Origin of the sequence: Marinobacter sp. GH_1 (genome assembly GCF_048595985.1) — a bacterium.
Lineage (GTDB): Bacteria > Pseudomonadota > Gammaproteobacteria > Pseudomonadales > Oleiphilaceae > Marinobacter > Marinobacter shengliensis.
Genome location: NZ_CP184460.1, coordinates 3,553,328 through 3,570,805, shown reverse-complemented (window position 1 = coordinate 3,570,805; position 17,478 = coordinate 3,553,328). Strand labels below are relative to the sequence as shown.

15 protein-coding genes are annotated in these 17,478 nt (G+C 59.6%); 8 read left to right on the top strand and 7 right to left on the bottom strand.

Annotated features, from left to right (window positions below; all coding sequences use genetic code 11):
• Positions 1-18: 18 nt before the first annotated feature.
• The 3 genes from astA to astB are packed head-to-tail and all read left to right on the top strand — an operon-like array spanning position 19 to position 4,025.
• Positions 19-1,152: an arginine N-succinyltransferase gene (gene astA / locus ACNSOI_RS16360; protein ID WP_420194551.1), complete on the top strand. Its 1,134-nt coding sequence runs from the start codon at positions 19-21 to the stop codon at positions 1,150-1,152.
• A gap of 43 nt (positions 1,153-1,195) precedes the next feature.
• Positions 1,196-2,671 (top strand): succinylglutamate-semialdehyde dehydrogenase, encoded by a 1,476-nt coding sequence (gene astD, locus ACNSOI_RS16355; protein ID WP_420194550.1) that lies wholly within the window; start codon positions 1,196-1,198, stop codon positions 2,669-2,671.
• 13 nt (positions 2,672-2,684) lie between these two features.
• Entirely contained in the window at positions 2,685-4,025 is a 1,341-nt protein-coding gene (astB, locus tag ACNSOI_RS16350; RefSeq protein WP_420194549.1) for an N-succinylarginine dihydrolase, read from the top strand.
• A 23-nt stretch (positions 4,026-4,048) separates the two neighbouring features.
• Here the strand turns inward: astB and ACNSOI_RS16345 are convergent, their stop codons facing one another.
• Positions 4,049-4,684 carry a TetR/AcrR family transcriptional regulator gene (locus ACNSOI_RS16345; protein ID WP_342631161.1) on the bottom strand — a complete coding sequence of 212 codons (636 nt, stop codon included), beginning with the start codon at positions 4,682-4,684 and terminating at the stop codon, positions 4,049-4,051.
• A gap of 164 nt (positions 4,685-4,848) precedes the next feature.
• On the opposite strand from ACNSOI_RS16345, the gene ACNSOI_RS16340 reads away from it, so the two are divergent.
• Together ACNSOI_RS16340 and ACNSOI_RS16335 are read left to right on the top strand one after the other, a co-directional pair.
• Positions 4,849-5,931 carry an efflux RND transporter periplasmic adaptor subunit gene (locus ACNSOI_RS16340; RefSeq protein ID WP_072678127.1) on the top strand — a complete coding sequence of 361 codons (1,083 nt, stop codon included), beginning with the start codon at positions 4,849-4,851 and terminating at the stop codon, positions 5,929-5,931.
• Positions 5,931-8,957 (top strand): efflux RND transporter permease subunit, encoded by a 3,027-nt coding sequence (locus ACNSOI_RS16335; protein ID WP_342631160.1) that lies wholly within the window; start codon positions 5,931-5,933, stop codon positions 8,955-8,957. The genes ACNSOI_RS16340 and ACNSOI_RS16335 overlap by 1 nt, the downstream gene beginning before the upstream one ends.
• Positions 8,958-8,981: 24 nt before the next feature.
• On the opposite strand, the gene ACNSOI_RS16330 is transcribed toward ACNSOI_RS16335, so the two are convergent.
• The 6 genes from ACNSOI_RS16330 to ACNSOI_RS16305 form a co-directional block, all read right to left on the bottom strand.
• Positions 8,982-10,034, bottom strand: a complete 1,053-nt coding sequence (locus ACNSOI_RS16330; RefSeq protein ID WP_420194548.1) for a succinylglutamate desuccinylase — start codon at positions 10,032-10,034, stop codon at positions 8,982-8,984.
• Between the two features lie 219 nt (positions 10,035-10,253).
• Complete coding sequence (locus ACNSOI_RS16325; protein ID WP_420194547.1) at positions 10,254-10,976, bottom strand: ABC transporter permease; 723 nt, start codon at positions 10,974-10,976, stop codon at positions 10,254-10,256.
• A gap of 2 nt (positions 10,977-10,978) precedes the next feature.
• Positions 10,979-11,683, bottom strand: coding sequence for an ABC transporter permease (locus ACNSOI_RS16320; RefSeq protein ID WP_106694115.1), 705 nt, complete (start codon positions 11,681-11,683; stop codon positions 10,979-10,981).
• A 51-nt stretch (positions 11,684-11,734) separates the two neighbouring features.
• Positions 11,735-12,487, bottom strand: coding sequence for a transporter substrate-binding domain-containing protein (locus ACNSOI_RS16315; RefSeq protein WP_420194546.1), 753 nt, complete (start codon positions 12,485-12,487; stop codon positions 11,735-11,737).
• An 87-nt stretch (positions 12,488-12,574) separates the two neighbouring features.
• Positions 12,575-13,345: an ABC transporter ATP-binding protein gene (locus tag ACNSOI_RS16310; protein ID WP_354446198.1), complete on the bottom strand. Its 771-nt coding sequence runs from the start codon at positions 13,343-13,345 to the stop codon at positions 12,575-12,577.
• A gap of 154 nt (positions 13,346-13,499) precedes the next feature.
• A complete protein-coding gene (locus ACNSOI_RS16305; RefSeq protein ID WP_061330932.1) occupies positions 13,500-14,261 on the bottom strand; it encodes an FCD domain-containing protein in 762 nt (253 codons plus the stop codon).
• 226 nt (positions 14,262-14,487) lie between these two features.
• On the opposite strand from ACNSOI_RS16305, the gene ACNSOI_RS16300 reads away from it, so the two are divergent.
• Genes ACNSOI_RS16300 through glcE form a run of 3 tightly spaced genes read left to right on the top strand, consistent with a single transcriptional unit; the run spans position 14,488 to position 17,476 of the window.
• The gene (locus ACNSOI_RS16300; RefSeq protein WP_058090460.1) at positions 14,488-14,913 is read left to right on the top strand and encodes a GlcG/HbpS family heme-binding protein; all 426 of its coding nucleotides are present in this window, start codon (positions 14,488-14,490) and stop codon (positions 14,911-14,913) included.
• Between the two features lie 15 nt (positions 14,914-14,928).
• Positions 14,929-16,416, top strand: coding sequence for an FAD-linked oxidase C-terminal domain-containing protein (locus ACNSOI_RS16295; protein WP_061330593.1), 1,488 nt, complete (start codon positions 14,929-14,931; stop codon positions 16,414-16,416).
• Complete coding sequence (gene glcE / locus ACNSOI_RS16290; protein ID WP_286251829.1) at positions 16,409-17,476, top strand: glycolate oxidase subunit GlcE; 1,068 nt, start codon at positions 16,409-16,411, stop codon at positions 17,474-17,476. The genes ACNSOI_RS16295 and glcE overlap by 8 nt, the downstream gene beginning before the upstream one ends.
• The last annotated feature ends 2 nt before the right edge of the window (positions 17,477-17,478 follow it).

The window sequence follows — 17,478 nt, the reverse complement described above, 5'->3', positions numbered from 1 at the left end:
CTCAGGGGAGGGCGTAACATGCTTTTGATTCGCCCGTTGCAGGAAAACGATCTTGATGATCTTTATGGCATGGCCCAGAACGCCGGTAAAGGGCTGACAACCCTGCCGGCAGACCGGGAATTGCTGCAACGCAAGATCAAGCGTACCCGGGAATCCTTTAACCAGCGTTGTGCCCCGGAGGCCGGGCTGTACCTTTTTGCCCTGGAAGAGACCCAAAGCCGAAAAACGGTTGGCATCAGCGGCATTGAAGCCCGCGTGGGGCTGGAAGAGGTGTTCTACAATTACCGGCTGAGCGTTACGGTGAATGCCTCGCGGGAGCTGGGAGTGCATGTGCGTACACCCACCTTGCACCTGTCCAACGATATGACGGACACCACCGAAATCTGTTCGCTGTTGTTGGCCGGAGGTTATCAGGGAGGAGGCAATGGCTTGTTGTTATCCCGCTGCCGGTTCATGTTCCTCGATGACTTCCGCAAGCACTTCTCGGAAAAAGTCTTTGCCGAGATGCGTGGCGTGTCTGATAAAGACGGTCGCAGCCCGCTTTGGGATGCCCTTGGCAGTAAGTTCTTTGATATGGAATTCAGCCAGGCGGACATGCTCTCTGGCCTTGGCAACAAGTCCTTCATTGCCGAGCTGATGCCCAAGTACCCGATCTACCTGCCGATGCTGCCGGAAGAGGCGCGGGCGGTCATCGGCATGGTGCATGATAATACCCGGCCGGCATTGAAAATGTTGCAGGCAGAAGGTTTCAACTTTAACGGCATGGTGGATATTTTTGATGGCGGGCCGGCGGTGGAGGCGTTCGTGAACAACATCCGAACCGTTCGGGAATCTATCAATCGCCACGCCATGGTGGTCAATAAACCCATGAACCTGGACGTGCCACCGGAACAGCGCGTGATGATTTCAAACCGAGCGTTTCGGGACTTCAGGGTCACCACCCTGCCCATGGAATGTATCGGGCCAGATACCGTGAGCATTCCCCGCGACGTGGCGGAAGCTCTGCTGATCGAGTCCGGAGACCCGGTTCGCCTTGCGCCCTTGAAGGAAAGCGCTTTGTCACCCATTCATACACTGAAGGGCCAGGAAAGTGAGGACGAGAAAATTCTCAACCGGGTACGCCATTATCGTAACCGGCATGGTCAGGATTAGCGCTGAAGCCGCTGACAAATTCCCTAATTGGAGGTGAGGAACAATGGCAAACCTGTCAGGCAATCTTTTTATAGACGGGCTGTGGATTCAGGGCCACGGGCAGCCATTTGAATCGTTACAGCCGGTCACGGGTGAGACTGTCTGGGACGGCAACGGCGCTAACCTCGAAGATGTGGACGCCGCCGTTCGCGAGGCCCGGGCTGCATTTGCAGCCTGGCGGCGGAAGAGTTTTGCCGAGCGCCAGGCGGTGGTGGAGGCGTTTGCCCAGCAGCTGGAGGCCAACAAAGAGGCCCTGGCGCATCAGATTGGCCTGGAGACCGGCAAGCCGCTGTGGGAATCCCGCACCGAGGTGGCGGCCATGATTGGCAAGGTGCCCATTTCCATCCGGGCTTACAACGAACGTACCGGGCACTCAGAGTCGGATGTGGCCGGAGGACACGCGGTACTGCGGCACCGGCCCCATGGCGTGGTTGCGGTGTTCGGCCCTTACAACTTTCCTGGCCATTTGCCGAACGGCCATATTGTGCCGGCCCTGCTGGCGGGTAACACCGTGGTGTTCAAACCCAGTGAGCTGACACCGGGCGTTGCCGAAATGACCGTGCGTTTCTGGGAAAAGGCGGGCCTGCCGGATGGCGTGATTAACCTGGTCCAGGGCGGGGCTGATACGGGCATATGCCTGGCCCGCCACCCGATGATCGACGGTCTGTTCTTCACCGGCAGCTCCAATGTTGGTCATCTGCTGCACGAACAGTTTGGCGGCCAGCCGGAGAAAATCCTGGCGCTGGAAATGGGCGGAAACAACCCGCTGATTGTGCAGAACGTGGCGGATGTAGACGGTGCAGTTCATCACACCATCCAGTCGGCGTTTTTGTCGGCGGGCCAGCGCTGCACCTGCGCACGCCGTCTGCTGGTTCCCAAAGGCAAGAAAGGGGATGAGTTCCTGGCCCGCCTTGTGGACGTTGCCTCCCATATTCAGGTGGGCGATTTTGATGCTGAGCCCCAGCCGTTCATGGGCTCGGTCATCTCGGCCCGGGCGGCTGAGATGCTGCTGCAGGCCCAGGCCGATATGCTGGAGAAGGGCGCCAGTTCCCTGTTGGAGATGAAACAGCTGAAGCCTGGCACAGGCTTGTTGTCACCAGGTATTGTCGATGCCACGGATGTGGAGCTGAAGGATCAGGAATTCTTTGGCCCGCTGCTGACGGTCTACCGCTACAAGAGTTTTGACGACGCCCTGAAGCTGGCCAACAACACCCGTTTCGGGCTGTCGGCGGGCATTCTGAGTGACGACCGCAAGTTGTATAACCGGCTGGTGGAAGAGGTGCGCGCCGGCATCGTGAACTGGAACCGGCCGCTGACCGGTGCCAGCAGTGCGGCACCGTTTGGTGGTGTGGGCGCCAGCGGCAACCATCGCGCCAGTGCCTATTACGCGGCGGACTACTGCGCCTGGCCCATGGCCTCGCTGGAGTCTGGCAAGAGTGAAATGCCAGATACCCTGGCGCCCGGCCTGACATTTGACTGACAGGAAGCCTGCTATGGTGAAACACGCGGTTGAAGCGAATTTTGACGGGCTGGTGGGTCCCACCCATAACTACGCAGGGTTGTCCTGGGGGAATGTGGCCTCGAAATCCAACGTGAACTCGGTGGCCAATCCCAGAGAGGCTGCCTTGCAAGGGTTGGCCAAGATGAAGCAGTTGGCCGATCGGGGCTACGTTCAGGGCGTGTTGCCGCCCCATGAGCGGCCACACTTGCCGACACTGCGCGCCCTCGGGTTTACCGGTAATGACCGGCAGGTGCTGGAGCAGGCCGCGAGTACAGACCCCTCCATTCTGGCTGCGGTGTCGTCGGCGTCTGCCATGTGGACCGCCAATGCGGCGACGGTGTCCCCCAGTGCCGATACCAAAGACCATCGGGTACATTTCACCCCGGCTAACCTGAGCGCCAAGTTTCATCGGTCCATCGAGCACCGGGTGACCGGCCGCGCCCTGAAAGCCATTTTTACTGACGAAAGCTACTTTGCTCACCACCCGGCCTTGCCCTCGGTCAGCCACTTCGGGGATGAGGGGGCGGCCAACCATACCCGGTTGTGCAGCCGTTATGGTGAACCCGGTGTGGAATTGTTTGTGTATGGCCAGATAGCCTTCAACGAGCAGGCCCCGGCGCCGGTCAAATACCCGGCGAGACAAACCCTGGAAGCCTCCAGGGCTATTGCCCGGCTACATGGGCTGAGTGACCGCCACGCGGTGTTTGCACAACAGAACCCAGCCGCCATTGATGCCGGCGTGTTCCACAACGATGTGATTGCGGTGGGCAACGGCAACTGCCTGTTCTACCACGAACTGGCGTTTCTGGAGGAAGACCGGGTGCTGGCGGAACTGAGCGACCGGCTGACCGGGGCTGCGCTTGAGGCCGTTCGGGTGTCTGCCAATGAGGTGCCCATCGAAGATGCCGTGGCCTCGTACCTGTTCAACAGCCAGCTGCTGAATACCCCGGACGGTATGTTGCTGGCGGTGCCCGGTGAGTGCCGGGAAGTGCCATCGGTAAGCCGTTACCTGGATCAGTTGGTCAAAGGCGATGGCCCCATCACCAGCGTGGAAGTGTTTGATGTGAAACAGTCCATGAGAAACGGAGGCGGGCCCGCCTGCCTGCGTTTGCGGGTGGTGCTCAACGATGAGGAGCTGCATGCCATCAATCGGGGCGTGATCCTGACCGATGCACTCTACGACCGCCTGGTAACCTGGGTGAACGCCCATTACCGGAGTGAGCTCGACCAACAGGATCTGGCAGACCCGATGCTGCTGGAGGAGGTCCGCAAGGCCCTGGACGAGCTCACCGGTATTCTGGGGCTGGGTTCTATTTACGATTTCCAACTGTGAACAGCGGGGCTGTGGCCGGCCCGCTACTGGCTGGCGATGGAACGGGTCAGCATATCCATGGTGTGGCGAATCAGGGCATCGGCGGGAAAGCTGCCGGCCTGGGTGGCTTCCGATTGGCACAGCATGATCACGCCGTGCAGGGCGCCCCGCAGGTACAGGGCCGTTTGTGCCGGTGAGCTGATGCGCTCCCGGCTCATGGTGCCGTCTTCCAGGCCGGTGTGTATAGCGGCGGTCATCAACTGCATCAGCTCGTTCTTGGAGCAGAGCATTTCCCGGGTCTGCTCTTCGTCGGCATCGGCGATGGCGGTAGACGCCTTGGTGAGCGCCGAGAAATAATCCGGTTCTTCCAGGTAAAAGCGATAGTAGGCCTCTCCCATGGCGCGGATCTGCGCCAGACCTGTCCCGGCTGAACCAAGTGCGTTTTCGAAACGCGTTACCAGGCTTTGGCCTGCCCGCAGCATGATCCCGCGCTGAATGGCCGCTTTGTCCTTGAAATAGACGTACAGCAGCGCCCGGCTCAGACTTGCCGTGCGTGCGATGTCGTCCATGGAAGTGCGCTCATAACCCTTCTCGGAGAACACCAGCTCAGCGGCATTCAGAATGGCGTCGTACCTTGCCTGTTTTTCCCGTTCCCGTCGTGACTTCAGGGGTTCGTTCATGGTGTTCCCGGCTTCCTGTGCGATGGCTGCATGATACCTGAAAGTGAATGGAAACCGATTATTGACAATTTGTCAAAGAATGACATGATGTCGGAAAACAATCGGCGGTTTCCGAAGGAACGGAGGCCAACAATCAATCTTTTCAGGGAAAGGGGCTGAATATCATGTCTCTCATCAAGCGCGGTGCGCCATTCTCCTTTGCCAGCCTGGCGCTGGTGGTTCTGGTTCTCTCTGGTTGCCGTGGTGGCACTGCCGATGCCCCCTCGGAGGCTGCGGTGTCTGTGCGTGTGGCGGAGGTGACCGGCGGACAGGTGGAAGAAATCCCCTTACGGTTCTCCGGCATTGTCCGGGCTGCCCAACGGGCCACCCTCACGTTCCAGCTCAGCGGCACCCTCCGGGAGCGCCCGGTAGAGCTGGGGCAGAATGTGAAACCGGGGGATGTGCTGGCACGCCTCTACAATCCCGCCTTGGAACCGGCCCGTGATTCTGCCGCTGCACGGTTGGAAGAGCTGAAAACCCAGTTTGATCAGGCTCAGCGGGAGTGGGAGCGTTCCAGCCGGCTGCACCAGCGTGGTGTGGTGTCGGAACAGAATCTGGAACAGATCGCCGCCCGTCGGGACTCCCTGAGAGCCAGTATGGCCACAGCGGAAGCCTCACTGGCAGAAGCCACCCGCTTGCTGGAAGAAAGCGTATTGAAAGCGCCGTTTGCCGGTCAGGTGGAAGCCTTGCTGGTGGAGCGTGATGAATTTGTATCTGCCGGCCAGCCGGTGATTCGATTGTCGTCACCGCTGGGGCGGGAAGTGGAGGTGCGTGTGCCTGCTCATTTGCTCAGCCACGTACGCGTGGGGCAGGAGTTGCCGGTCTGGTCCGTGCAGGATCGCAACCGGGACGCGGAAACCGGCACCGTGATTGAGATCGCCCAGGGCAGTTCCATCCGGGGTGAGCTGCACCCGGTTTTGGTGAGCCTGCCGCCCCAGTCCCTGGGTTCTGGTGAACCGGTCGAGGTGGGTATCACACCGGTGCGGGCCTCTGCCATGACCGTGCCTTTGCTGGCCGTGGTGAGAAACGACTCGGGCACCAGCGTGTTCCGGGTGGATGACGCCACTGCGCGGCAGGTGCCGGTTAAAATCGACCGAGTGATTGGTGAGCGGGTGATGGTGCACCCGGGCGAATTGCAGGCGGGTGACCAGGTAGTTTACGCCGGCACCACCCGCCTGGTAGACGGTGACCGGGTGGAGATCCGCTGATGGCCCGCCAACTGCTGAACTATCAACGCCTGCTGGGCATGGTGGTGACGATGCTGTGCCTGCTGGGCATCGCGGCCTACAGCACCATGCCCCGGCAGGAAGACCCCTCGTTTCCCTATCGTGCCGGCATGATTACGGTCAGCTACCCCGGTGCCAGTGCCGAGGCGGTTGAGCGCCTGGTATTGCGGCCATTGACCGATGAACTGCGCCAGGTGGAAGAGCTGGATTTCAGCTTCGGTACCGCTCGCACCGGCGTGGCGCTTTCCCGCCTCAAACTCCGGGACCATATCTACGATACCGACCCCGCCTGGGATCGGGTACGCCAGGCCATGGAGCGGGCCCGGCAGGACTTTCCGGACGATGTTGGCCAGATGACCTTGGATGATCGGCTGATTGATATTCCCGCCGTGGTGATTGCCGTGGGTGGCTCGCCCTCGGTAACCGAACTTTCGAAAGTGGCCGAACGCCTGAAACAGAACCTGTCGGATATTCCCGGCATTTCCCGCATCGAGCTTGAGGGGGATGCCGACGAACAGATCACCCTGGCCCTGGACGACGCCGCGCTGTTCCGCCTGGGCATTTCCCCGAAACGGGTGCTGGACACCCTGGCCCAGCGCAACCAGACCATTCCCGGCGGCTTTGTGGTGGTGGATGGCAAGCGGCTGTCTGTGTTGCCCAACACCGAATTCGCTGACATAGATGATATTCGCGCTACCCCCATCGAACTGCCGGACGGCTCCCAGGTGCCTCTGGCCGCGGCTGCCGAAGTGTGGCGAGGCCCGGCGGAGCCCCGTCAACCGGAAACCTGGTTTGATGGTGAGCGAGTGGTGCTGTTGTCCATCATCATGGAAGAGGGCAGTACCGACGCGATTCGCTTTGGCGAGCGTATCCGCGAGAGGGTAGAGCAGGTTCGGGGCGATTTCGAACCCTATGAAATCCGGGAGATGTTCTTCCAGCCAGACAAGGTTGCCGAACGCCTGGTGAACCTGGCCTGGAGCCTGGTGTTGTCGGTTTTGATTATCGTTGCCGTGGTGTTCACCGGTATGGGCATTCGCATGGGCCTGCTGGTGGCCTCGATACTGCCGATGGTGGCGCTGATCAGCGTGGGCCTGTACGACCTGGGCGGCGGAGTGCTGCACCAGATTGCCGTGATCGGCATGGTGATTTCCCTGGGCATCCTGATCGACAACGCGATTGTCATTGTTGAGAACATTCAGGGCCACCTGGACGAGGGCATGCGTCGCCTTGATGCCCTGAAACAAGCGGTTGGCGAGCTGGCCGGCCCGCTCGGTGCGTCCACTGGTACCACACTGGCAGCCTTTGCACCCCTGCTGATGGCCAAGGGCGGTGCGGCGGATTTCACCCGGGGTGTGCCGGTGATGATCATGCTCACCCTGTCGGTCAGTTACCTTTTGGCCATTTCAGCGGTGCCCCTGCTGGCGGCCCGTTTCCTCAAGCCCCGCAAAAACGTGCAGGGTGATCGACTGATCGGGCTCGCCCGCTTTTTGGGTGGGCTGGTGTTCCGGTATCCCGGTCGCCTGATTATCCTCGGCGCAGGGCTGGTGACCATCAGTCTTTCCATGACCCCGTTCATGGCGCAACAGTTCTTCCCCAATGCGGACCGGCCCCGGGTGATTGTTGAGCTGTACATGCCGGAGGGCACCGACCAGGCCCGCACGGCGGAAATTGCCGAGCGCCTGGAACGGGCCATCCGCACCCAGCCGGAAGCACTGGAGGTGCACCGGTTCGTTGGCTTCACAGGCCCGGCGTTCTATTACAACCTTCAGCGCTCGCCCCAGTCGCCCAACCGGGCCAGGCTGGTTATCCGCACGCCGACACTGGCCGACACCACCGGGCTTATTCACTGGGTGCGAGATGAAGCGGCGACAACCATGCCGGAAGTGGACATCTCGGCCGGCATTCTGGGCCAGGGGCCACCCCGGACAGCACCGGTGGAAGTCCGGGTATACCATGCCGACGACGCCACCCGCACCCGGGCGACGGAGCAGGTGTTCTCCGCGTTGAGGCGTATTGACGGCACTGTGGACGTGCGTAACGACCTGGATATCGGTGTGCCCAGCATTGCCATTAACGTGGACGACGCCACTGCCGCCCGTTATGGCCTGAGCCGGGCGGATGTCGCCCAGAGCCTCTACGGCCAGAGTTTCGGTGCGGTGGCCGAGCGCTATCGCCAGGAAGACGACCCGATTCCCATGGTCCTGCGTTCCCGCGAGGGGACCTCCCTGTCGCTGTCGCGGCTGCTGTCCGTCAACATATACAACAACCGGGGCGATGCTGTGCCGTTATCCGCTGTCGCCACCGTGGAAACCACCTGGGAGCCGGCTGCGAGATACCTGCGCAACGGCGTTCGGGTGAACACTGTGACTGCTAACCTGGAAGACGGCTACAGCTTCAGCCAGGCCCTGGATGGCTTGAATGCAGCTCTTGAGAATCAGCCGTTGCCCGCCGGCACGCGGCTGGAAATGGGGGGCGATGCCGAAGGCTCCAACGACGCCAACACAGCACTGTTGAAAGCCGCGCCCATCGGCATGTTGTTGCTGTTGTTCTTCCTGCTGCTGCAGTTCAACTCGTTCCGACGGGTGGGGGTGATTCTGCTGACCGTGCCGCTGGCGACCGTGGGCATATTCCCCGGGCTTGTGTTGTCCGGCTCGCCGTTCGGGTTCCAGTCGCTGCTGGGCGTGATAGCACTGGTAGGGATTGTGGTGAACAACGCCATCGTGCTGCTGGATGTGATGGACCGGGAACTGGAGCGGGGCAGGGCCATCCGCGATGCGGTTCGTACCGCCGTGGAGCGCCGAACCCGGCCGATCCTGTTAACCACGGCCACCACGGTTGCCGGATTGCTGCCCCTGGCATTCTCCAGCTCCACCCTGTGGCCACCCATGGCCTGGGCCATTATCTCCGGCCTGCTGGCGTCAACGGTACTGACCCTGCTGGTGATACCGTCTGTGTGCACCAAGCTGATCAAACTGCCAGTGGCCGAACCGGAAAACGCCCCGGCCTAGGCCTGGCCGGGGCCGGGTAGCGAACTACCTGGCCCCGAAACTACCCTTAGCCCGAATCATCAAACCCACCCGCTGGCCAACCGGCACCGCCGGATTCGGAAACACAATGGCTTCCGGCGCCGTGCCCACCTGATAACAGGTTTCGTCGTCTTCCCAGATCACCGTACCAGGCTGGTATTCGGTAAAATTCGCCACATCATCCGGTACATGAAACCGGAACGCCGGCCCGGTATTCAGGATCTCGTGCACCACCTCAAACACCGTCAGATGATCGAACGGCGCCTGAACCGCAGGCGCCGGCTGGCCACGAAACCGCCGCCGAAGCGCCCGATCAATCCCCCTGAACCGCCGCAAATCATTCTTGCCAAACGGCTCCACCTTGCCCAGCTCAACGGTAAAACTCTCCGCCTCCAGCAGCGTTGCTGTGAACGACGAAAACACCGTCGACTCCCGATGCTGCAGCAACAGCGTCTCCACCTCCGCCTCCAGCAGAAACTCACACTGCGCCGCCGGAACCGACCGACCTTCCACAAACGGATACAGCGCAAACCGCTCCCGCTTCGACGGCCGGATCGCCGTGTGCAAATCATAATGACTCAACGCCAGCCCCTGATGCGCCATCGCAAACTGCCGACACATCTCCTCCAGAAACCGAGCCCGAGCCGCCTCCGGCAGGCCTTTGTACTCCGGCCTGCTGTGGGCCCCGTTAAACAGCCGGTTCATGTTCACATCCACAAACCGCTCTCCGACCACCATCGCCGCCGGGTTCCCCAGCATCAGCAACGCAGGGCAAGCCAGTGTCCACTGCCCGGCCAACAACTCCGACACCAACCCGTTCAACACCTCAATAGGCGCCGTCTCGTTACCGTGCACCCCGGCAGAGATAATCAACGCCTCTTTGTTCGGGTTTTCCCGCCCCTTTGGCGGTGTCAGCCACAGCACGCCATTGGCCTTGCGGGAAACCTGCGTGCCGTCCGGGAGTTGGTGTTTGGTTTCGGGTAAATCGGAAGAGGCGCTGGCGAGGGTATGGGCCAGCCAGTCGGGGTGGAAGTCAAAGAGTGAGTTGGAAACGTTCATAGACTCCCCGCAAAGAAGGGTAAGACTCGAATCCCCGTAATGAGTTTGGGGTCAGACGGCGGGGCAGGCTTTCCGGGAATCTTGGAGGCCATGGATGGCCGGAACGAAGCGCACAGGGATGTGCTTGTAGCGTTTCCCGGAAAGCCTGCCCCGCCGGCTGACCATCCACCAAAATTCAATATAAACGCCGCTAGCGGGGCCTGCACCAAAAGCCAGAACTCAGGAGTTAGCCGGCCGCTGATGCCGCAACAAATAGTTCTCAAGTTTGCGGAAAACGAACACCAGCATAAACGTCAAAGCCATGTAGCAAAGCGCCACAAAAATAAACGCCTCAAAAGGAGCATAAAACCGCGAATAAATATTCCGCGCCGCCCCCGTAAGATCCACAATCGTCACCACACTGGCAATCGCACTCGCATGAAGCATAAAAATCACCTCATTCGAGTAAGCCTGCACCGCCCGCCGCGCCGCATTGGGCAGAATAATCCGCCGCATCCGCAACAGCCAGTTCATGCCATACGCCTTCGCCGCCTCAATCTCACCATTGGGCGTAGCAACAATCGCCCCCCGGATAATCTCCGTGGTATAGGCCGCCGTATTCAGCGTAAACGCCAGCAGGGCAGGGTAGAAAGGCTCCCGGAAAATCGTCCACCAGAAGGTCTCGTGAATGCCCGGAATCTGCGCCACACCGTAATAGATAATGTATAGCTGAATCAGCAGCGGCGTGCCCCGGAACAAATAGGTGTACAGCCAGATTGGGCCAGACACAAACGGATTGCGCACCGTACGCAGAATCGCCAGGGGAACTGCAACCACCAGGCCAATCACCAGCGACAGAAACACCAGCTGCACAGTGGTCACCATGCCATCCCAGTATTCCATCATGGTCATGGCATTGAAGATATCGTTCGTGTTCAACCATTCGGCAATGAAATCAGGCATCCTCAATTCCCCCGAACCACGCCGACATTGGCCCGCTTGTCGAGCCATTTGATGAACAACTCAGAGCCTGCCGTCAGTGCCAGATAAACCGCCGCCACCGGAATAAAGAAGTGGAAGGGCATGCGCTCAGCCTTGGCGGCTTCTTCCGCCACCCGCACCATATCGGTCAGGCCGATGATCGACACCAGAGCGGTGGTCTTCAACAGCACCTGCCAGTTATTGCCGATTCCAGGCAGGGCATGGCGCAGCATCTGCGGAATCATCACCCGGCGGAAGGTGTGCCAGCGAGAAAAGCCGTAGGCCTTGGCGGCCTCGATCTGGCCGGTGTCTACCGCCAGAAAAGCGCCCCGGAAGGTTTCCGTCATATAGGCGCCAAAGATCAGCCCGATGGTCACCACGCCAGAGATGAACGGATCGAACTGGAAGAAAAAGTCGATTTGCCGGGTTTCCCATAAATAATCGGATAGCGCGTTCACCGCCACCTGGCCGCCATAGTAGAACAACAGCATCATCACCAGATCGGGCACGCCGCGAATCAGGGTGGTGTAAGCGGTTGCCACGCCGGTCAGTACCCGGTTGCCAGAGAGTTTGGCCGAGGCGCCAAGCAACCCCAGGGTGACTGCGAGAGCGAGCGAGAGGAAGGCCAGCTCAATGGTGACCACCGCCCCCTCTGCGAGGGCCGGGCCGTAGCCTTTCAGATCAAGCATGGGAAGTTCCGGAAAGCGGGGAGCAGCCAACAGGCTGCTCCCGGGGTCTTTTTAAATCTTGATGTCGTAGCTGAAGTACTTCTCCATGATGGCATCATAAGTACCATCTTCTTTCAGCTTCTTGAGCGCGGCATTGATATCTTCGGCCAGCTGGGTGTCACGCTTGCGCATGGCAACGCCCACACCGTCACCGAGTTTTACTGACTCGCCGACTTCCTTGTAACCTTCGCGGTTAAGGATGGTTTGCTCGCCCACCGGGTAGTCCACAAAGACGGCGTCCAGTCGTTGGCCTTCAAGGTCCAGAACCATGTCTTCAGCGGTGGTGTAACGCTTGATGGAAACCACACCGCCCATGTTTTCGGTTACGTAGGTGTCCATGGTGGTACCGCGCTGAACGCCCACGGTTTTGCCCTTCATGGCGTCCATGTCGGTTACGTCGGTGTTGAAGGAGTCAGGGCCGAACCAGCCGCCTGGAGTGATGTAGTACGGCTCGGAGAACAGTACACGCTCGGCGCGCTCAGGGGTGATTGACATGGATGACATGATCAGATCGAACTTACGGGCAAGCAGGCCCGGGATCATGCCGTCCCACGCCTGGATGACGAACTCACAGTTGGCGTTCAGTTCTTCACACATGGCGGTAGCCAGTTCCACTTCGAAACCGGTCAGCTCGCCGTTCTCGTCTCGGTATTCGAACGGCTCGTAGGGGATATCGAATGCGATGCGCAGGTTCCGGTCCTGAGCCTGAGCGGTGCCGGCGATCATGGCCAGGGCACAGCTTGCTGCAACAATCAGTTTTTTCATGTGTCACTTCTCCAGTAAGTTGCCGTTAGGGCTTTATTCTTTATGGAAGTTTCTATTCCGTCTCCGGTTTCAAGATAGCACCGGAGTTCAGAACTTGGGAGCAAGAAATTGCTTCATGCGTTCGGATTCCGGATGGTCAAAGACCTTGTCCGGCGAACCCTGCTCCTCAATCACGCCCTGATGCAAGAACAGGACCTGAGTTGACACATCCCTTGCAAACGCCATCTCGTGGGTGACCACAATCATGGTGCGGCCTTCCTCGGCCAGACTCTGCATAACCTTCAAAACCTCACCCACCAGCTCCGGGTCCAGCGCCGAGGTGGGTTCATCAAACAGCATCACTTCCGGTTCCATGGCCAAGGCACGGGCGATGGCTGCGCGCTGCTGCTGGCCGCCGGACATCTGGGCCGGGTAGTAATCTTTGCGTTCGTAGATGCCCACCTTGTTAAGGTAGGCCTCGGCCCGCTCAATGGCTTCTTTCTTGGGGATCTTGAGTACATTTACCGGTGCTTCAATGATGTTCTCCAGCACAGTCATGTGGGACCACAGGTTGAAGCTTTGGAAAACCATGGACAGCCGCGCGCGGATCAGCTCCACCTGGCGATTGTCTGCCGGAATTCGCTCGCCCTTGCGGTTGTTTTTGAACCGGATTGGGTCACCGTGCACGATAATGTCGCCGGATGTCGGGGTTTCGAGCAGGTTGATGCAACGCAGGAAGGTACTCTTGCCAGAGCCTGAACTGCCGATCAGCGAGACCACGTCGCCTTTGCGGGTTTCCAGAGAAATGCCCTTGAGGACTTCGAGTTTGTCAAAGGTCTTGTGGATGTCCCTGCAAATCAGAGGCGCTGATTCCGCCATGGGGTGACTCCTGGGGCTGTCATACAAAGGCGCATGTTTTACGGACTGTTGCCGTGGAAATCAATACCGCTTTGTTGGATTTTGGTGAAAATCGAAGCACTTGCCTGTTGGTCATTCTGGCCTAATCAATGATCAATGCAAACAATTTTACACCTCACGGTGAGCCTGAATCGTTCAGCAGATCGGCGAGATCTTCCGGGGCGGGGATGCGCAGCAATTCATCGCCTTCTTTCTCCATTTCTTTCATGGTTTGCCGCACAAAACGAACGTGGGCGGTGGCTACCTTGCGTGCCTGGTCAGGTTTACCGGCCATGATGGCCTCGTAGAGCTGCCGGTGCTGGCCCATGATTTTCCGGCGCATGTCTTCTTTCGGGTTCAGGTTAGAAACCGAGGCCTGAACGGTCAGCAGCATCATGTTTTTCAAGCCGCTCAGGATGTGCACCAGGATCGGGTTGTGGGAGGCCTCCACAATGGCATGGTGAAAGCCGTGGTCCGGTCGGGCGTTGCTCAGCGGGTCTGTGCTTTCCAGCGCGCGGAACGCCCGGGTAAGCCGGTGCCGGTCCAGATTGGTGGCCCGCTGTGCCGCCAGAAAAGCTGCCTGGCCTTCCAGTTGCTCCCGCACTTCCAGCAGGTCATAGAGGGTGCGGGTATGGCCCTGATAGAGGTACATCAACGGGCTGTTAGCGCCCTGTGCGCCGGACTCCGGCACGATGCTGGCAACAAACGAGCCCTTTCCGTGGCGGGTTTCAATGACGCCCCGGGCCTGCAGCTCATGCAGTGCCTCGCGCACCACCGATCGGGATACCCCAAGTTTGGTTGAGAGCTGCCGTTCCGACGGGATCTTCTGCCCTGGCGCCAGGCCGCCTTCCAGAATCAGGTGCTCAAGCTTGTAGGAAATTTCTTTGGATATGCCCATGATCTTATTGCTGGTCTGACCAGTTTCGGGTTGTACGGATCCGTTTTTGCTGAGGCTGCCTGTGCCGCCAAACTTCATGAATGGCGGGAGGTTACGAATTATTCCATGTTTCGGGATTTAACAAACTGGTAGGACCAGTTGCTAAAACGATAGACGATCTCTGCGCTGATGGCGAGTATTCTGAGGTTTGTAGATTCTGAAATTGTACGTCAGCGAGGTTGAAGCCATGTTAACCATCCATCGCCTGGATCTTGAAGATGCCCGGCTCCTGATCAAAGGCGCTAGCGAAAAGGCCCGCGACATCGGTGTTCCCATGTGTATAGCGGTGGTGGACGAATCCGGCAACCTGGTGGCGTTTGAACGCATGGACGGTGGCAAAACCACCAGTGTCATTATCGCCCAGGACAAAGCCTTTACGGCCGCCGCCGCCCGCAAAGCCACCCACGAATACAACGCGGCCAACGTGCCGGGCAATCTGGCTTTCGGTATTCATACCGAAGTGGGTGGCCGTTTAAGCACGGTGGGCGGGGGCTTGCCAGTGCTGGTGAATGGCGAGGTGGTTGGCGGGATTGGTCTGAGTTCAGGCACCCCGCAACAGGACATGGATTGTGCCCAGGCGGGTATCGACTACTTTGAACAACAGCGCCAATAACAATCAGAGAAAGTTATGACAACCACATCACATGCCACCAAATCGGGGTTAACTAAAACGGAATTGGCTGAACAGTTCCGGGCCTTTATCGACCCGGAGTTTGTCATTACCGATGACGAAACCCTCAAACCCTATGAGTGCGATGGCCTGGCCATGTACCGGGAAATGCCCATGCTGGTGGTGCTGCCAGAGACCGTACAGCAGGTGCAGCGGGTCATGCGAATCTGCCACGAACAGGGCGTGCCCGTGGTGGCCCGCGGCGCCGGTACAGGTTTGTGCGCAGGAGCCATGCCCCACAAAGAGGGCGTGGTGCTGTCTCTGGCCAAGTTTAACCGTATTCTGGAAGTTGACCCGCTGGCCCGGACGGCCCGGCTGCAACCGGGCGTGCGGAACCTGGCCATCAGCGAAGAGGCCGCCCAGTTCGGCCTGTATTACGGGCCGGACCCGTCATCCCAGATTGCCTGCACCATTGGCGGTAATGTGGCGGAGAACTCTGGCGGCGTGCACTGCCTGAAGTACGGGCTGACCGTCCATAACCTGCTGAGTGTCGAAATCGTCACGGCCGAAGGTGACCGGGTAACAGTGGGCAGCGACGGGCTCGACAGCTGTGGTATGGACTTGCTGGCACTGCTGACCGGCTCCGAAGGGCTTCTGGGTGTGGTCACGGAGGTGAAGGTCAAACTGTTACCCAAGCCGGAAGTGGCGCAGGTGATCATGGCCGGTTTCGACAGTGTTGAGAAAGCTGGCGATGCGGTCGGTGGTGTCATCGCCCATGGCATCATTCCCGGTGGTCTGGAAATGATGGATGGCCACGCCATTATTGCTGCTGATGATTTTTGCCAGGCGGGCTACCCGAGAGACGCCAAGGCCTTGCTGCTGTGCGAGGTGGATGGCACCGAAGAAGAAGTGCACGAACACATTGCCGAGGCAGAAGCGGTGTTCCGGAAACTGGGCGCTACCTCCATCCGCACGTCCTCCAGCGAGGCGGAGCGTGCGCTGTTGTGGAAAGGCCGTAAATCGGCGTTTCCGGCGGTTGGTCGAATCTCGCCTGACTATTACTGTATGGACGGCACCATTCCGCGCCGACACCTGGCCAAGGTGCTTCTGGAAATGGAGAGCATGTCCGAGCGGTTTGGCCTGCGGGTGGCCAATGTGTTCCACGCCGGCGACGGCAACTTGCACCCGTTGATTCTGTTTGATGCCAATGTGCCCGGTGAGTTCGAGAGTGCCGAGGCTTTCGGCAGCGCCATCCTGTCTCTGTGTGTGGAAGTGGGCGGCTGCATAACCGGCGAACATGGCGTGGGTGTGGAGAAAATCCGCCAGATGGCCGTGCAGTTCAACGACGAAGAATTGCAGCAGTTCCACGATGTAAAGGCCGCCTTCGACCCCACCGGCATCCTGAATCCCGGCAAGGGCGTGCCGACGCTGCGGTTCTGTCAGGAATATCGCTCTATCGAACATAAGCAACACAACCACGAACAGGCGGGTGCCAGCCATGGCTGATCAGATTCAACAACTGCAGGAGCAGGTGCTTCAGGCCCGGCAGAACGGAAACAAGCTGAATATTGTTGGCGGTGGCAGCAAGGCGTTCATGGGCCGTGAGCCAAGCGCAGACGCCGACACCCTGAGCCTGGCCGGCCACACGGGCATTGTGGAGTATCACCCGGTTGAGCTGGTGCTGACGGTGCGGGCCGGCACACCCCTTAAAGATATTGAAGAAGCGCTGGCGGCAGAAGGCCAATGTCTGCACTTTGAACCGCCTCGTTTCACTGAGTCATCCACCATTGGCGGCACGCTTGCCTGTAACCTGTCTGGCCCCGCCCGCCCCTGGACAGGATCGGTGAGGGATCAGGTGCTGGGCATTCGGCTGCTGAACGGCAAGGGTGAACACCTCCGTTTTGGTGGCCAGGTGATGAAGAACGTGGCCGGTTATGATGTGTCCCGGTTGCAGGCTGGCGCAATGGGCACCCTGGGCTTAATCACCGAGATCAGCCTGAAAGTGATGCCGAAACCGGCGGCGTCCGTCACCCTGGTTCAGGATATGGCCATGGATGAGGTGATCGACTACATGAACCGCCGGGCCGGCGAGCCTAAGCCCATCACCGGCGCCTGCTGGGTGGATGGCAAGGTGTACCTGCGTTTGTCTGGCGCACGTTCGGCTGTTGAGGCCACCGCCGACAAATGGTCTGGCGATGTATTGGACGACGGTGACCGCTTCTGGCAGCAGATCCGGGATATGCAGCATGGGTTCTTCTCCGATGCCGAGGCACCCCTCTGGCGTTTTTCAGTGGGATCAACTGCGCCCGCCGCTGATCTGCCCGGCCCCTGGCTGATGGATTGGGTGGGTGGCCAGCGCTGGTATCGGGGTGACGCCTCGCTTGCCGACATGGAAAAGCTGGCGCGGTCAGCGGGTGGCCAGGTCAGCCTGTTCCGCGGCGGCGACCGCCAGGGTGAGGTGATGCAATCGCCACCAGAAGCGCTGAAAACCATCCAGCGCCGCGTAAAAAACTCGTTTGACCCCGACGGCCTGTTTAATCCCGGCCGCCTTTATAGTTGGTTGTAATC

Bases quoted from the DNA above. Each gene is read 5' to 3' on its own strand.
- astA (WP_420194551.1), top strand. From the start codon at position 19: ATGCTTTTGATTCGCCCGTTGCAGGAAAACGATCTTGATGATCTTTAT.
- astD (WP_420194550.1), top strand. From the start codon at position 1,196: ATGGCAAACCTGTCAGGCAATCTTTTTATAGACGGGCTGTGGATTCAG.
- astB (WP_420194549.1), top strand. From the start codon at position 2,685: ATGGTGAAACACGCGGTTGAAGCGAATTTTGACGGGCTGGTGGGTCCC.
- ACNSOI_RS16345 (WP_342631161.1), bottom strand. From the start codon at position 4,684: ATGAACGAACCCCTGAAGTCACGACGGGAACGGGAAAAACAGGCAAGG.
- ACNSOI_RS16340 (WP_072678127.1), top strand. From the start codon at position 4,849: ATGTCTCTCATCAAGCGCGGTGCGCCATTCTCCTTTGCCAGCCTGGCG.
- ACNSOI_RS16335 (WP_342631160.1), top strand. From the start codon at position 5,931: ATGGCCCGCCAACTGCTGAACTATCAACGCCTGCTGGGCATGGTGGTG.
- ACNSOI_RS16330 (WP_420194548.1), bottom strand. From the start codon at position 10,034: ATGAACGTTTCCAACTCACTCTTTGACTTCCACCCCGACTGGCTGGCC.
- ACNSOI_RS16325 (WP_420194547.1), bottom strand. From the start codon at position 10,976: ATGCCTGATTTCATTGCCGAATGGTTGAACACGAACGATATCTTCAAT.
- ACNSOI_RS16320 (WP_106694115.1), bottom strand. From the start codon at position 11,683: ATGCTTGATCTGAAAGGCTACGGCCCGGCCCTCGCAGAGGGGGCGGTG.
- ACNSOI_RS16315 (WP_420194546.1), bottom strand. From the start codon at position 12,487: ATGAAAAAACTGATTGTTGCAGCAAGCTGTGCCCTGGCCATGATCGCC.
- ACNSOI_RS16310 (WP_354446198.1), bottom strand. From the start codon at position 13,345: ATGGCGGAATCAGCGCCTCTGATTTGCAGGGACATCCACAAGACCTTT.
- ACNSOI_RS16305 (WP_061330932.1), bottom strand. From the start codon at position 14,261: ATGGGCATATCCAAAGAAATTTCCTACAAGCTTGAGCACCTGATTCTG.
- ACNSOI_RS16300 (WP_058090460.1), top strand. From the start codon at position 14,488: ATGTTAACCATCCATCGCCTGGATCTTGAAGATGCCCGGCTCCTGATC.
- ACNSOI_RS16295 (WP_061330593.1), top strand. From the start codon at position 14,929: ATGACAACCACATCACATGCCACCAAATCGGGGTTAACTAAAACGGAA.
- glcE (WP_286251829.1), top strand. From the start codon at position 16,409: ATGGCTGATCAGATTCAACAACTGCAGGAGCAGGTGCTTCAGGCCCGG.